This window comes from Halomonas litopenaei (assembly GCF_017303055.1).
Classification (GTDB): domain Bacteria; phylum Pseudomonadota; class Gammaproteobacteria; order Pseudomonadales; family Halomonadaceae; genus Halomonas; species Halomonas litopenaei_A.
This window is the reverse complement of the sequence record NZ_JAEKJT010000004.1, coordinates 33505-48268: the sequence shown is the minus strand read 5'-3', so window position 1 is coordinate 48268 and position 14764 is coordinate 33505. Positions and strand designations below refer to the sequence as shown.

General features: G+C 64.0%; 13 protein-coding genes. 10 read left to right on the top strand and 3 right to left on the bottom strand.

The window, feature by feature from the left end; all coding sequences use genetic code 11:
• Positions 1-17: 17 nt before the first annotated feature.
• Positions 18-848 carry a sulfurtransferase gene (locus tag JF545_RS07635; RefSeq protein WP_206940992.1) on the bottom strand — a complete coding sequence of 277 codons (831 nt, stop codon included), beginning with the start codon at positions 846-848 and terminating at the stop codon, positions 18-20.
• Between the two features lie 43 nt (positions 849-891).
• Positions 892-1926 (bottom strand): small ribosomal subunit biogenesis GTPase RsgA, encoded by a 1035-nt coding sequence (gene rsgA / locus JF545_RS07630; RefSeq protein WP_206940990.1) that lies wholly within the window; start codon positions 1924-1926, stop codon positions 892-894.
• A 93-nt stretch (positions 1927-2019) separates the two neighbouring features.
• On the opposite strand from rsgA, the gene orn reads away from it, so the two are divergent.
• Positions 2020-2607: an oligoribonuclease gene (gene orn / locus JF545_RS07625; protein WP_206940988.1), complete on the top strand. Its 588-nt coding sequence runs from the start codon at positions 2020-2022 to the stop codon at positions 2605-2607.
• 80 nt (positions 2608-2687) lie between these two features.
• Here orn and queG read toward each other — a convergent pair whose 3' ends face one another.
• On the bottom strand, positions 2688-3788 hold the full coding sequence (queG, locus tag JF545_RS07620; protein ID WP_206940986.1) for a tRNA epoxyqueuosine(34) reductase QueG: 1101 nt from the start codon (positions 3786-3788) through the stop codon (positions 2688-2690).
• A gap of 123 nt (positions 3789-3911) precedes the next feature.
• Between queG and JF545_RS07615 the strand changes: the two genes are divergently transcribed.
• The 9 genes from JF545_RS07615 (at position 3912) to hflC (ending at position 14514) form a co-directional block, all read left to right on the top strand.
• Entirely contained in the window at positions 3912-5462 is a 1551-nt protein-coding gene (locus JF545_RS07615; RefSeq protein WP_206940983.1) for an NAD(P)H-hydrate dehydratase, read from the top strand.
• A complete protein-coding gene (gene tsaE / locus JF545_RS07610; protein WP_206940981.1) occupies positions 5443-5949 on the top strand; it encodes a tRNA (adenosine(37)-N6)-threonylcarbamoyltransferase complex ATPase subunit type 1 TsaE in 507 nt (168 codons plus the stop codon). Before JF545_RS07615 ends, tsaE begins: the two co-directional genes overlap by 20 nt.
• The gene (locus JF545_RS07605; RefSeq protein WP_409995516.1) at positions 5949-7385 is read left to right on the top strand and encodes an N-acetylmuramoyl-L-alanine amidase; all 1437 of its coding nucleotides are present in this window, start codon (positions 5949-5951) and stop codon (positions 7383-7385) included. The genes tsaE and JF545_RS07605 overlap by 1 nt, the downstream gene beginning before the upstream one ends.
• On the top strand, positions 7382-9520 hold the full coding sequence (mutL, locus tag JF545_RS07600; protein ID WP_206940968.1) for a DNA mismatch repair endonuclease MutL: 2139 nt from the start codon (positions 7382-7384) through the stop codon (positions 9518-9520). Before JF545_RS07605 ends, mutL begins: the two co-directional genes overlap by 4 nt.
• Before the next feature lie 11 nt (positions 9521-9531).
• Positions 9532-10491 carry a tRNA (adenosine(37)-N6)-dimethylallyltransferase MiaA gene (miaA, locus tag JF545_RS07595; RefSeq protein ID WP_206940966.1) on the top strand — a complete coding sequence of 320 codons (960 nt, stop codon included), beginning with the start codon at positions 9532-9534 and terminating at the stop codon, positions 10489-10491.
• 126 nt (positions 10492-10617) lie between these two features.
• Entirely contained in the window at positions 10618-10863 is a 246-nt protein-coding gene (gene hfq, locus JF545_RS07590; protein WP_045993095.1) for an RNA chaperone Hfq, read from the top strand.
• Between the two features lie 18 nt (positions 10864-10881).
• Positions 10882-12198 (top strand): ribosome rescue GTPase HflX, encoded by a 1317-nt coding sequence (gene hflX / locus JF545_RS07585; RefSeq protein ID WP_206940964.1) that lies wholly within the window; start codon positions 10882-10884, stop codon positions 12196-12198.
• Between the two features lie 156 nt (positions 12199-12354).
• Complete coding sequence (gene hflK / locus JF545_RS07580; RefSeq protein ID WP_206940954.1) at positions 12355-13608, top strand: FtsH protease activity modulator HflK; 1254 nt, start codon at positions 12355-12357, stop codon at positions 13606-13608.
• A complete protein-coding gene (hflC, locus tag JF545_RS07575; protein ID WP_206940952.1) occupies positions 13609-14514 on the top strand; it encodes a protease modulator HflC in 906 nt (301 codons plus the stop codon). It begins immediately after the preceding gene.
• The last annotated feature ends 250 nt before the right edge of the window (positions 14515-14764 follow it).

The window sequence follows — 14764 nt, the reverse complement described above, 5'->3', positions numbered from 1 at the left end:
GCAATGAGGCGGCGGCGTCAGCCCTCGATCGGCGTATCGTCGCGGTTGCCCCATTCCTTCCATGAGCCGGGATAGGCGCGGATGCGCTCGAAGCCCAGTGCCTTGGCCACCAGCCAGGTAAAGCCGCTGCGGTGATGGCTCTGACAGTGAGTGACCACTTCCATGTCTGGCGTGATGCCCATGGCGTCCAACTCGGTGATCAGCTCCGCATAGTCGCGCAGACGAAGTGAACGCTCACGATCCATGGCATCCGTCCACTCCATGTTGACCGCACCGGGCAGGTGACCACGGCGCTTGTTGTCGCCTTTGGTGCCCTCGAACTCGCCCACGGAGCGGGCATCCCAGATAGCGAAGTGGTCGCTGCCCAGTCGCTCCTGCAGTTCGAGCCGGTCAATGGCGACCTCGGGGTTAAGGATCTCGGCCTGGTAGTCGGAGGCGGTGGCGGCGTGCTCCTCGGTGGACTGGGGCAGCCCCTCGGCCCGCCAGGCATGAATCCCGCCATTGAGATAGGAGTAGCGGCGATGGCCGATCAGCTCAAGCGTCCACAGCAGGCGCCCGGCCCAGCCACCCCCTTCGTCGTCGTAAGCCACCACGTGGGTGTCGCGGGTCAGCCCGAGCGACGAGAACAGGGCTGACAAGGCCTCAACGTCGGGTACGTCGTTGGGCACGTCGCCACTGCCTTTCAGCAGTCGGCGGTGGTCCAGGAAGATCGCCCCTGGGACATGGCCCTGGGCGTAGCTGTCGGCCTTGAGCGGCACGTCGATCACCAGAATATCCTCGTGATCCAGCACGCTCGCCAGGTCCTCTGGCTCGGCGATCAGGGGCAGCAGATTGTCTTCTGAGCTCATGGGGGTCTCCTTCTGGATCATCCGGACGATAGCGGCGGCGGATTTAGGTCGGGCTATCCAGACTATCGACGATGCGACGATAACTGGCAAAGCGATCGGGGTGAATAGCGCCAGCATCGACAGCATCGAGCAGCGCACAGCCCGGTTCCTGCCGGTGGCGACAATCGCGGAAGCGACACAGGCCGAGGTAGGGTGCGAACTCGATAAAGCCCTCGGTCACTTGGCGCTCGTCCAGGTGCGTCAAGCCAAACTCGCGTATACCGGGGGAGTCGATCAGCTCTCCCGCGGCAAGGCTGTCGCTGGGTGGCGGAAGGCGATAGAGCTGGGCCGTTGTGGTGGTGTGCCGGCCCTTGCGAGAGTCCTCGGAGAGGGCGCCGATACGCAGCTCCTCATCCGGTAGCAGCCGATCGATCAGCGAGGACTTGCCAACCCCGCTTTGCCCGACAAATACGGAGGTGCGGTCGGCGAGCTGAGCATACAGATCGTCCAGTCCACCCGCGTGAGCGGTGGTCGTGGCGACCACCTGATAACCAATATGGCGGTAGCGGTCGAGCAGTGCGCGTAGCTCACCGCCTTGCTCGGGCAGCAGATCGGTCTTGTTGAGAACCAGCACCGGCGTAATGCCGGTGGCTTCGGCGGCGACCAGGTAGCGGTCGATGAGTCCGGCGTGGGGCTCGGGCTCTACCGCGAAGACGATCAGGATCTGGTCGATGTTGGCGGCCACCGGCTTCAGCAGCCCGCGCATGTCCGGGCGCTCAAGCACATTGTCGCGCTCGCCCCTGGCGACCACCACACCGCTACCGTCCTCGCCGGCGCGCCAGATGACACGGTCTCCGGTGACCAACCCCTCGAGGTTGGCTCGCAGATGGCAGCGAGTCGGGGTATCACCGGCCCGCTCAGCGACATCCAGCGTGCGTCCGAAGTGAGCAATCACTCGGCCGTCGCGTTCCGCGCCGTATTCGCCAGCCGCCAACTTCTCGTCGTCCCGCCCAGCCTTCTTGGCGGCTCGCTCGGCACGTTCGGCCTGGATCTTCTCGATGCGCCAGCGTTGCTGACGGCTCAACTTGCGTTTGCTCATGAGCACCTGATGGTCGGTACAATGGGCGGCATTGTACCTACCCGGACGCCCCCTGTCCCGACAGCGGGCGCCCTACGACGCAAGGAAACGATCATGGCTGATGCATCTGCCGCACAGGCTCCCACCACACCGCGAAGCGATCTGCTGATCTGGATTGACCTGGAAATGACCGGATTGGATCCGCAGCGAGAGCGGATCATCGAGGTGGCGACGCTGATCACCGATGGCGATCTCAATGTCATCGCTGAGGGGCCTGTCATCGCGGTCAACCAGAGTGAGGCGCTGCTGGCCGGCATGGACGAGTGGAATACCCGCACCCACGGTGAGTCCGGGCTGGTGGAGCGCGTGCGCAAGAGCACCGTCGACACCGCCGAGGCCGAACGCCAGACGCTGGCCTTTCTGGCGGCCCATGTCGCCCCGGGCAGCTCGCCCATGTGCGGCAATTCGATCCACCAGGATCGGCGATTTCTGGAGCGTGAAATGCCCGAACTCTGGGCCTTTTTCCACTACCGCAATCTGGATGTCTCGACCCTCAAGGAACTGGCCAAGCGCTGGAACCCCGAGGCCCTTGAAGGATTCTCCAAGCGCAACGTGCACCTGGCCATGGATGACATCAAGGAATCCATCGCGGAGCTTGCGCACTATCGCAAGACCTTCCTCAAGGCGAACATCAACGACTGAACCGCTCAGGGGGCTTTGACGACGCCGGCGTGATTCGCTGGTGTGCTCGGCCAACCACAAGGGCGTGCCAGCGGCACGGGTTACTGGGTCGGAATCAGCGCTGGGCGTTGACGGCGCTGACGATCCAGCGCCCAGCGCACATGCTCGCGCACCAGCTCGGAGGGGTAGGACAGGCGCACCAGTAGCGCACTTTCGATGGCGGAACTCCATGGCGCATTGCCAAGCCCCACGGCCAGGTTGCGCAGCCAGCGTTCGTAGCCGATGCGGCGAATCGGGCTGCCGGCGGTACGCTCGAGAAACTGCTCCTCGCTCCAGCCGAACAGGCTCAGTAGCGAGACCCTGTCGAGGTCATGGCGCGGGGCGAAGTCTGCTTCGCGGCTGACTCGGGTGAAGCGGGTGAACGGACAGACCAGCTGGCAGTCATCGCAGCCAAACACCCGGTTGCCCATATCGGCCCGAAAGCGTTCAGGAATGGCACCGTGGAGCTCGATGGTCAGGTAGGAAATACAGGCTCGGGCGTCGACCACCTTGTCGTCGACGATGGCGCCAGTGGGACAGGCGCTACGGCAGGCGCTGCAGCTGCCACAGTGCTCCTGCTCGAAGGGCGCATCCAGCGGTAGCGGCAGGTCGGTATACAGCTCGCCCAGAAAGAACATCGACCCCGCCTTGGGGTTGAGCAGCATGGCGTTCTTGCCGAACCAGCCCAGACCTGCCTTGCGGGCCAGGGCACGCTCCATCACCGGGGCTGAGTCGACAAAGGCGCGATAACCGAAGGTGCCGACTTCTGCTTCGATCATCTTCGCCAGGCGCTGCAGGCGCTTGCGCATCAGCTTGTGGTAGTCGCGCCCAGTCGCATAGCGTGACACGTAGGCCCGGTCAGGCTGGCCAAGCACCTTGGTGGTCTCGACCTCCGGCGGCAGGTAGTCCAGGCGTACACTTATAACGCGGATGGTTCCGGGCTCCAGTTCCGCAGGCCGGGTACGCTTGGTACCGTGTTTGGCCATGAAGCCCATTTCGCCGTGGTAGCCAGCCGCCAGCCAGCGCTCCAGATAGGCCTCGTCTTCGCTGAGGTCCACATCGGTGATACCGAGCTGCTGAAATCCCAGCTCGCGCCCCCAGGTGCGGATGCGGGCTGCCAGCTCGTGAAAATCGACGTCGGCGCGCGGAGACGATGCGGACATGAATGAGGACAACCCTGGCAAGATGGCGTAGCGGCGGGCCACCGAGCTTTGCTCAGCACGGGAACCGCTTAGACTGGAAGAAGGGTCGCCATGGTAAAGCATCCGGATCGTAGGGAGAACCGCATGGATAACGTCGACGTCGGCACGCCTGAGCCAGGTCAGACGCCGCTGTACACCGCCGAACAGGTACGTGAGCTCGACCGGCGTGCGATTGCCGGAGAAACGGACGGCTTTGCCTTGATGCATCGCGCCTCCGGTGTCGCCTGGCGCTGGTTGAAGGCGCGCTGGCCAGCCACCAAGTCGCTGAGCGTGCTGTGTGGCGGCGGTAACAACGGTGGCGATGGTCATGTACTGGCAGCCTTGGCGGCCACCGAGGGGCGCCAGGTGCAGCGGGTGTCGATGTGTCCACGTGGGCAGCTGAAAGGAGACGCCTTGCGTGCGGCGCAAATGGCAGATGATGCCGGCGTGGCCTTTGTTGAATGGAGTGACGAGCTCTTGGTGGACGGTGAGGTAGTGGTCGATGCGCTGTTGGGCACCGGCTTTACCGGACAGCTCAGGGCCGACTACGCCGCTTGCATTGCCTCGATCAATGCCAGTGGGCGGCCGGTGCTGGCGGTGGATATTCCATCGGGAATTACCGCCGATGGTGGTGCCGAGCCGAGTCTCGCCGTCAAGGCAGTGATGACCGTGACCTTTATCGGCGACAAGCTGGGCCTGCACACTGGCCGCGGCGCGGCGTTGGCCGGCGAGGTGGTCGTGGAGCCCCTTGGTGTCGATGCGCTGGCTCATGACGACATAGAGCCGACCGCCTGGCGACTGCAGTCCAGCCTGATCGAGTCGGCGCTGCCGCCGAGAGAGCGTGACATGCACAAGGGCGCTGCGGGCTTCGCCGGCATCTTCGGCGGTGCGCCCGGCCTGGGCGGTGCTGCGCTACTGGCGGCACAGTGCTGTGCCCGTGTCGGAGCGGGCAGAGTGCTGCTGGCGACAGCTCCCGAGCATGTCGGTGCCAGTCTGGTGCGCTGTCCTGAGGTGATGGCGCGGGGTGTGACCCATGCCAGTGAACTGGACGAACTGTTGGAGCGCTTGACGGTGCTGGCGGTAGGTCCGGGGCTTGGCCAGGGCAGCTGGGGCCAGTCGGTGCTGCAGACCGCGCTGGGGCGCTCCATTCCGCTGGTCCTGGATGCCGATGCGCTTAATCTGCTGGTCTCGCGCTTCTCCGGTCAGCGCCGCGATGACTGGATATTGACGCCGCATCCGGGGGAGGCAGCACGCCTGCTCGGGTGCAGCGTGGCCGAGATTGAAGCGGATCGCCCGGGCGCCGCACGGGCCCTGCGTGAACGCTGGGGCGGGGTGGTAGTGCTCAAGGGGGCCGGCACCCTGATCGCTGGTCCCCAGGGACTCGCGCTGTGTCCCTTCGGCAACCCCGGCATGGCCAGTGGTGGCATGGGCGACACGCTGACCGGCATCATTGCTGGCCTGGTTGCCCAGGGTCCCTCGCTCCATTGGTCACTCGAGCGTGCCGCGAGAGTGGGAGTGCTGGTGCATGCCCTGGCCGGGGATATGGCAGCGCGAGAGGGCGGCGAGCGTGGTCTGTTGGCCAGCGATCTGGCATCCTGTGCACGAAAATTAGTCAATCCGACGATGGGCGAGGAAGATGCAGCTGCGACTCGATGATGAAGACCGCCAGGTCGCACTGGGGGAATGCCTGGGACGAGCCCTGGATGGGCGTGGGCGTGTCCACCTGTCGGGAGAGCTTGGCGCCGGCAAGACCACGCTGGCACGTGGCGTGCTGCGCGCCTACGGCCATCAAGGCGCGGTGAAGAGTCCGACCTACACGCTGGTAGAACCCTACGAGCTGGCGCTCGGGGAGGAGCCTCTTACCCTCTATCACTTCGATCTGTATCGCCTTGGCGATCCTGAAGAGCTGGAATTCATTGGTGGCAGGGACCTGTTCGCCGAGGGCAACCTGTGCCTGGTCGAATGGGCCGAGCGCGGTGAAGGCTGGCTGACCCCGCCGGACCTGGAGGTGGCGTTGAGCCACGCGGAGCCCCGGGGGCGACGGGCCCACATCAGCGCGCTGACCGCCTATGGCAGCGAGGTGCTCGAACGCCTGGCGCAGCAGATCAGTGGTGACGTGCGGTTGGCAGGGGGCAAGGCATGATGCGTCAGCTGTTGACTCTGGTCGGGGGGCTGGGGCTTGCCGTGGTCTGCGCGGCGACCCATGCCGCCAGCGTCGATAACATGCGTCTATGGGCGGCGCCGGACCATTCGCGTCTGGTGTTTGACCTGTCTGCCGCGGCCACCGCCAATGTATTCGAGCTCGACAACCCGCGCCGGCTGGTCATCGACCTGGGGGATACCAGCCTGGCGGCCGATCCCAACAGCATGGACCTGTCGAACAGCGCGATCAGCGCTGTACGCACCGGCGTGCGCGAAGGCAACGATCTGCGCGTGGTGCTTGAATTGAGCCGTGCCATCGAGCCGCGTCACTTCTCGCTGGCGCCGAACAATCAGTATGGCCACCGCCTGGTGGTGGATCTCGAATATCCGGGCGAAAGTGCGGTGGAAGACCCCATCGACCCGATCGAGTCGATGATCCGTGAGCAGGAAATCGCCGCGGAACGTGCCAAGACCGTAGCGGTGGCGGAAGGGCGCGATCCGGTGGCCGCTGCGCCGGTGGTGGATGCCGCCCAGCCGCACCCCAAGCGTGACATTATCATCGCGGTGGACGCAGGCCACGGCGGCGAGGATCCTGGCGCGATGGGCCCCAGTGGCACCCGCGAGAAGGATGTCGTGTTGCAGATGGCGGATCGCCTGGCCCGCCAGTTCAACGACACTCCCGGCTTCAAGGCGGTGATGATTCGTGACGGCGATTACTACGTCGGGCTGCGCCAGCGCACCTTGATCGCCCGGGAGCAGAAAGCGGACTTCTTTGTGTCGATTCATGCCGATGCCTTCAATAGCCCCAGGCCCCATGGCAGCTCGGTGTTTGCGCTGTCCCAGAGTGGCGCGACGTCGGAGACGGCGAAGTGGCTGGCCGCTGCCGAGAACCGTTCCGACCTCATCGGCGGTGTCGATGGCAGCCTGTCGCTGGATGACAAGGACCAGGTGCTGCGCGGGGTGCTGCTGGACCTGACCATGACAGCGACGCTGAATGATTCGCTGACGATCGGCGATGAGGTGCTGAGCCGTATTGGTCGCATCAACGACCTTCACAAGCCCCGCGTCGAGCAGGCTGGCTTCGTGGTGCTGAAGTCGCCGGACATTCCCTCGCTGCTGGTGGAGACAGGCTTCATCTCCAACCCGGAAGAAGAGCGGCGACTGCGGGATGGCGCCTACCAGCAGCGCATGATGAGCGCTGTCTTCGGCGGGATCCGCGCGCACTTCGAGCGTAACCCGCCGCCGGCCAGCCTGCTGGCCTGGCAGCGTGACCAGGGGCGCTCGACGGCGTCCAACGAGTACCGTATTCAGCCCGGCGACACTCTGTCGGCCATCGCCTCGCGTCATGGCGTGGCGTTGAATGCGCTCAAGCAGGTCAATGAGCTGTCTGGCGACGTGATTCGTGTGGGGCAGGTATTGAGGATTCCCAGTTCATGAATGATCCCCAGCACGTATCCAGCAACGATGGCGGTCGCCGTGGTGCCCAGGACGAGACCCCGGGCGCTGGGCATCGCTTGAGCGACCCGGAGGCACAGCAGGATGCCCGCCGGCGTATCCAGATCCTCGATCCGCGCCTGGCGAACCAGATTGCCGCCGGTGAGGTGGTCGAGCGGCCAGCGTCCGTGGTCAAGGAACTGATCGAGAACGCCATCGATGCGGGAAGCTCCCGCATCGAAGTGGATATCGAGTCGGGCGGTGCGCGGCTGATCCGCATTCGCGACAATGGGTCCGGCATCGGGGAGGACGATCTGCCGCTGGCGCTGTCGCGGCATGCCACCAGCAAGATTCTTTCGCTGGAAGAGCTGGAAGGCGTGGCCAGCCTGGGATTCCGTGGGGAGGCGCTGGCATCGATCAGCTCGGTGTCACGGCTCGAGCTGACCTCGAATGTACAGGACGACCCCCAGGGTGGCTGGCGTGTGGTGGCTGAGGGCCGCCGCATGGAACCCCGCGTGACACCGGCGCCGCACCCCAGGGGGACATCGGTCGCGGTGCGGGATCTGTTCTTCAATACGCCGGCCCGGCGCAAGTTCCTGCGCACCGAGAAAACCGAATTCAATCATGTGGAAGAGGCGTTTCGGCGTCAGGCGTTATCGCGCTTTGATATCGGCTGGACGCTTCGCCACAACCAGAAGACGATCCACCAGTTGCCGGTGGCACGGGACGATCACTCGGTGGAGCGACGCCTGTCCTCGCTATTGGGCAAGAACTTCCTGGACAACGCCCTGACGCTTGATATTGCCACCGGCAGTCTCAGGCTGTGGGGCTGGGTTGGCTTGCCGACCCATTCGCGGGCCCAGGCGGATCAGCAGTACTTCTTCGTCAATGGACGTGTGGTGCGAGACCGTCTGGTGGCTCACGCCATTCGCCAGGCCTACCGCGACGTGCTGTTCAATGGCCGTCATCCGGTGTTCGTGCTGTATCTCGACGTCGACCCGACCGTGGTGGACGTCAATGTTCACCCGACCAAGCACGAAGTGCGTTTTCGCGACGGTCGCATGGTGCACGATTTTCTGTTCTCGAGCTTGCATCGCGCGCTGGGAGAAGCTCGTGCTGGCCAGCGCGATGGAGGCGCCGAGGGACACGACCAGGGCTACGCCAAACGCGATGATGGCCTGGACGTTGACCCGGAGACCGGCGAGATTCGCGAACCAGCTGCAGCATCCTCCCAGGCCAGGTCAGCCGAGGCGTCGTCGCCCTCCTGGCAGCAGCAGCCCATGGCGCTGCACCCGCGCAGGGAAGAGGGAGAGTCGAACGTGACCCCGGATCGGGTGCGGGCGTTCATGGACGGTTATCGCAAGCTCCATCCCGAGCATGAAGAGAGCCTGTTGAACCCGCAGCCTGGTGCCCCAGGCGCAGGGGGGATGGCCGCCGAGACAGCGCTGGCCGAAAGACGCAGGCCTGAACCGATCAGCATGCCTCGCGATGGCCAGGTCGCCGGACAGCATGGGATGAACGCCCCGCAGATGCCCGAGGAAGACGCCACCCAGGCGCCGCCGCTGGGCTATGCCATGGCGCAGCTGCACGGTATCTACATTCTGGCGCAGAACGCCCAGGGTCTGGTGCTGGTGGACATGCACGCCGCCCATGAGCGGATTGTCTACGAACGCATGAAGACCCAGGTACACGGTGGGGCGCTGGATGCCCAGCCGCTGCTGGTGCCGGTGTCACTGGCGGTCAGCGGGGCCGAGGCGGAGACCGCGGAGCGAGAGCGTGACGCCTTTGTGCGGCTGGGGGTGGAGCTGGATGCCGCCGGTCCTGAGACCCTGCTGGTACGCCAGGTGCCGGCGCTGCTGGCCGATGCGGATGTCGAGCCGCTGGTGCGTGAAATGCTGTCTGACCTGGAGCGCTATGGCCGCTCGGACAGGATCGAGGCGCATATCAACGAAATGCTGTCGACCATGGCCTGCCACGGTAGCGTGCGCGCCAATCGTCAGCTCACCGTCGCCGAGATGAATGCGCTGCTGCGGGACATGGAGCGCACTGAGCGCAGCGGTCAGTGCAATCACGGCCGTCCCACCTGGACCCAGATGAGCCTCAAGGATCTGGACAAGCTGTTCCTGCGAGGCCAATGATGAGCAATGACATGGCCGCAGAAGCGGCCGCGACAGTGGACCAGCGGCCGCTGGCAGTGCTGCTGATGGGCCCCACCGCGGCGGGCAAGACCGACCTGGCCATCGATATTCGCGAGCGTCTCGACGGAGAGATCATCAGCGTCGATTCGGCCATGATCTACCGCGACATGGATATCGGGTCGGCCAAGCCGTCTGCGCAGGAGCTGGCGCGGGCGCCCCACCGCCTGATCGACATCTGTGACCCTGCCGAGTCTTACTCCGCGGCGCAGTTTCGCGACGATGCCCTGGCCGAAATGCACGATATCGCGGCCCACGGCAAGCTGCCGCTGCTGGTGGGGGGCACCATGATGTATTACAAGCGCCTGGTCGAGGGCGTGGCCAACTTGCCGGCGGCGGACGACGATGTGCGACGCCAGCTGCAGCAAGACGCTGAGCGTGAGGGGCTGGAGGCGTTGCATCGGCGTCTGGCAGAGGTGGACCCGGCCTCGGCGGCGCGGATCCATCCCAACGACCCCCAGCGTTTGATGCGTGCCCTGGAGGTCTACGCGTTGGCGGGTCGGCCAATGAGTGAGCTGTGGCGTGAACAGCGCCGTGAAACCTTTCCTTTTCGGCTGTTGTCCATAGGTCTCGCTCCTGCCGACCGTTCGGTGCTGCACCAGCGAATCGAGCGCCGTTTTTCGCTCATGCTGGATGCGGGTTTCCTCGACGAAGTCGCCGCCTTGAAGGCACGAGGAGACCTGTCGCTGTCGATGCCTTCGATGAAGAGCGTCGGCTACCGTCAGGCCTGGCAGTACCTGGACGGCGAATTTGATCGTGACACCTTCGTCCACCGGGGCGTCGTCGCCACCCGTCAATTGGCCAAGCGTCAATTGACCTGGCTGCGGAGTTGGCCTGAACTGACATGGGTGGATCCGCTGGCGGGCAAGCCCGCCGAGCGGCTCCTGAAACTCGTGCGCAGCGCTGGGACTTAGCGTAAGATAACGATTTCGTGTGGCCGCTTTCAGGGTCCCGCAGAATACTGTGATGTCCGTCGCCTTGAAGGCAGGAGCGGGCGCCACCATAACCTAAAACCCTAAGACACCTTCAGGGAGAGCAACATGTCCAAAGGGCAGTCCCTTCAAGACCCGTACCTGAACATTCTGCGCAAGGAGCGCATTCCGGTATCGATTTTCCTGGTCAACGGCATCAAGCTCCAGGGCCAGATCGAATCCTTTGACCAATTTGTCATCCTGCTGCGCAACACCGTCAGCCAGATGGTGTACAAGCACGCTATCTCCACGGTGGTGCCGTCACGCAACGTGCGTCTGCCGGCCCAGGATCCTGCGGCGCAGCCGGAGAGCTGATATTTCGTGAGGTATTGATTGTTTTTTGAACGTCCCGACGCCGGTGAAACGGCGGTACTCGTCCACATTGATTTTCAGGACGAGAAGGAGCGCGAAGATCCCGGTGAGTTCCACGAGCTGGTGAGGTCTGCGGGTGCCGAGCCCGCGACGCTCGTCACCGGCTCGCGGAAGCGTCCTGACCCCAAGAGTTTCGTGGGGTCGGGCAAGCTGGAGGAGATCGGCGAGGCCTTGGCAGTGCACAAGGCGGAACTGGTGATCTTCAATCACGCGCTCAGCCCCTCTCAGGAGCGTAACGTCGAGCAGGCACTCAAGTGCCGGGTGCTCGATCGCACGGGCCTGATCCTTGATATCTTCGCTCAGCGCGCACGTACCCACGAAGGCAAGCTGCAGGTGGAGCTGGCCCAGCTGGAGTACATGTCCACGCGGCTGGTGCGAGGCTGGACGCACCTTGAGCGTCAGAAAGGGGGTATCGGCCTGCGTGGCCCGGGTGAGACCCAGCTCGAGACTGACCGTCGCCTGTTGCGGGCACGGATCAAGTCGATTCACAAGCGGCTGGACAAGGTGCGCAGTCAGCGCACGCAAAATCGGCGGGCACGTTCTCGTGCGGAAATCCCGAGCGTCTCGCTTGTGGGTTATACCAACGCCGGTAAATCAACGCTTTTCAACAGCTTGACGGCGTCTGAGGTCTATGCGGCGGATCAGCTGTTCGCTACTCTCGACCCTACGCTGCGGCGCTTGAACGTCGAGGACGTGGGGCCGGTGGTACTGGCGGACACGGTCGGCTTTATCCGGCACCTGCCGCACAAGCTGGTGGAAGCCTTCCAGGCCACCCTGCAGGAGGCCGCCGAGGCCAGCCTGCTGGTGCATGTCATCGACTCGGCGGACCCGGATCGCGAGCTCAACGTCACCCAGGTGGACGCCGTGCTCGACGAGATTGGTGCGCTGGATGTGCCGTCACTGAAGGTGATGAACAAGATTGACCTGTTCGACAGCTCGCCGCGCATCGAGCGTGATGAGCATGGTGTGCCTCAGACCGTATGGCTGTCTGCCCAGAAGGGGTTGGGGCTGGACCTGTTGACGCAGGCCCTGACCGAGCGATTGGCTGAGGACATCATCGACTTTTCCCTGACCCTGACGCCGGAGCAGGGCAAGCTGCGCGCCGCCTTGCACGAGGTGAACGCGGTGCGGGAAGAGTCCTTCGATGAACAGGGCAGGACTCAGCTGGAGATTCGCTTGCCGCGGCGCGATTTCAATCAGTTGATGGCTCGCCTGGGTGAGCGTGTTAATGATTACCTTCCCGACGCACTCAAGGAGCGTGACGTCTGGGAAGCGTGAACCGATCCGTCAGACGGGTCGGCTAGAGCGTCGCCCGGATGGCGACGCCACAAGGGAAACGCTGGATGGACGTCGAGCGCAGAGGTCTGTGCAGCGTGACCCAAGGATCGCAATCGATGCGCCTCGTGACGCGGGGGCACAGAGTGGAGACGACGTATGGCCTGGAATGAGCCTGGTGGCGGCAACGGCAACCAGCACGATCCCTGGAGTGGCGGGGGGCGTCGAGGCGGCAATGGTGGCGGTAACCGCGGCGGTGACAACCGTGGCGGCGATAACCAGGGACCACCTGATCTGGATGAAGCCCTGAAGAAGTTTCAGGACAAGCTCAATGGCATGCTGGGTGGCCGAGGCGGCAAGCGTGGCGGTGGCAGCGGTGGCAAGGGCGGCGGCAATCGTCCGCGCAACACCTTTGCGCTGCCGGGCCTGCTGATCGTTATCGGTCTGGCTGTCTGGGCGGCCAGTGGCTTCTATCTGGTAGACCAGTCCGAGCGTGGCGTGGTTCTGCGCTTCGGCAAGTTCCAGGAAGTCGTGACGCCGGGTCTGCAGTGGAATCCGCCGTTGATCGACGATGTGCGCATGGTCAACGTGACCCGCGTGCGCTCTGTCAGCCAGACCCAGTCCATGCTGACACAAGACGAAAACATCGTGTCCGTGGAAATGTCGGCCCAGTACCAGGTCGCAGATCCCCGCGATTACGTGCTGAACGTGCGTGATCCGGAGCTGTCGCTGGAAAATGCCCTCGACTCGGCCCTGCGCCATGTGGTCGGCGGCACCGACATGATCGACATCCTGACCTCCGGTCGTGAGATTCTCGGCAGCGCCGTGGCCAGTCGTCTGCAGACCTACCTGGACAACTATGGCACGGGTATCCGTCTGGTGACCTTGAACGTCGAGTCCACCTCGCCCCCCGATGCGGTGCAAGATGCCTTCGATGACGTCATCCGGGCGCGTGAGGATCGTCAGCGTACGATCAACCAGGCCATGGCCTACGCCAATGCCATCATCCCGGAAGCACAGGGTCAGGCGCAGCGTATCGTTGAGCAGGGCCAGGGCTATCGTGAGTCGGTGGTTGCCGAGGCCCGCGGTCAGGCCAACCGCTTCACGGCGTTGCTGACCCAATATCGTGATGCGCCTGAGGTCATGCGTGAGCGCCTGTACCTCGACACCATCTCCGAGGTGCTCGGCCAGACCAGCAAGGTACTGGTGGACGTCGATCAGAACAGTCCGTTGATGGTACTGCCGATGGACCGCCTTGGTCGTGGCGGCAGCAGCCAGTCCTCATCCGAAAGCGCCAGCTCGCTCGATCCGCAGGTGCTGGAGCGCCTTCGCGCCGAGAGCGGCTCTTCGAGCGCCAATTCAAGTTCCAGTCGCAGCGGCCGCGACAGTGGTATTCAGCGGGAGGGTCGCTAAATGATCAATAACCGATCCCTGCTCATCGTCGGTGGCCTGGCCGCCGTGGCCTGGCTAGCCAGCAACAGCCTGTACGTGGTCGACGAGACCGAACGTGCGGTCAAGCTGCGCTTCGGTGAAGTCATCGAGGAAAACATTCAGCCGGGTCTGCACTTCAAGGTGCCGATCACCCAGACCATCCGCAAGTTCGATACCCGGGTGCTGACGCTGGATACGGATGCCAGCCGTTATCTGACCCAGGAACAGAAGGCGGTGATCGTGGATTCCTACGTGAAGTGGCAGGTGGTCAACCCCACCCGCTACTACGAGGCGACGGCAGGGGATGAGCTGATGGCGGTGCGCCTGATCCAGCCCCGTGTCGACGAGAGCCTGCGTAACGAATTCGGTCAGCTGAATCTGCAGCAGATCATCTCTGAAAAGCGTGATGAGCTGATGTCTGGCCCCACCGAAGAGCTCGATACCCTGATGCAGGACGAGCTGGGTGTCGCCATTCTCGACGTTCGCGTGAAGCGTATCGATCTGCCGGAGGATGTGTCTTCCGCGGTGTACGACCGTATGCGCTCCGAGCGTGAGCGCGAGGCGCGGGAATGGCGCGCTCAGGGTCAGGAAGAGTCCGAGCGCATTCGCGCCAACGCCGATCGTCGCCGTCAGGTGCTGCTGGCCCAGGCCAACGAGCGTGCCGAGACACTGCGCGGTGAAGGTGACGCTGAAGCCGCCGCGATCTACTCCCAGGCATATCAGGGCGACACCGAGTTCTACCGCTTCTGGCGCAGCCTCAATGCCTACCGTGATTCCTTCGCGGAAGGTGACGGCAACATGATGGTGCTGGACCCGTCCAGTGACTTCTTCCGTTACCTGAAAAGCGCCAATCCCGATGCTGGCAGTACGCCTCGGGTGGTGAACTAGATCAGATGGCTGCGACTCGCAGGGGCGAAAGACGCCCCTGCGGGGTTCAACTGGCGGCCAAACGTGATAGAATCCGTCAACCGGGCGTGGCCCGGTTTTTTTGTGGCCGACATTCCCCGACATCGCCGAGTTCAACGCGTTCGCCTGCACGCCGAAGTCCTTGATTCTTGTTCCAAGACGAATCACCGGAATTCATCTGTGCGCGAGGTTTGGCGTGCGTGCGGGACAGGCAAAACGTCACAGCAAGATA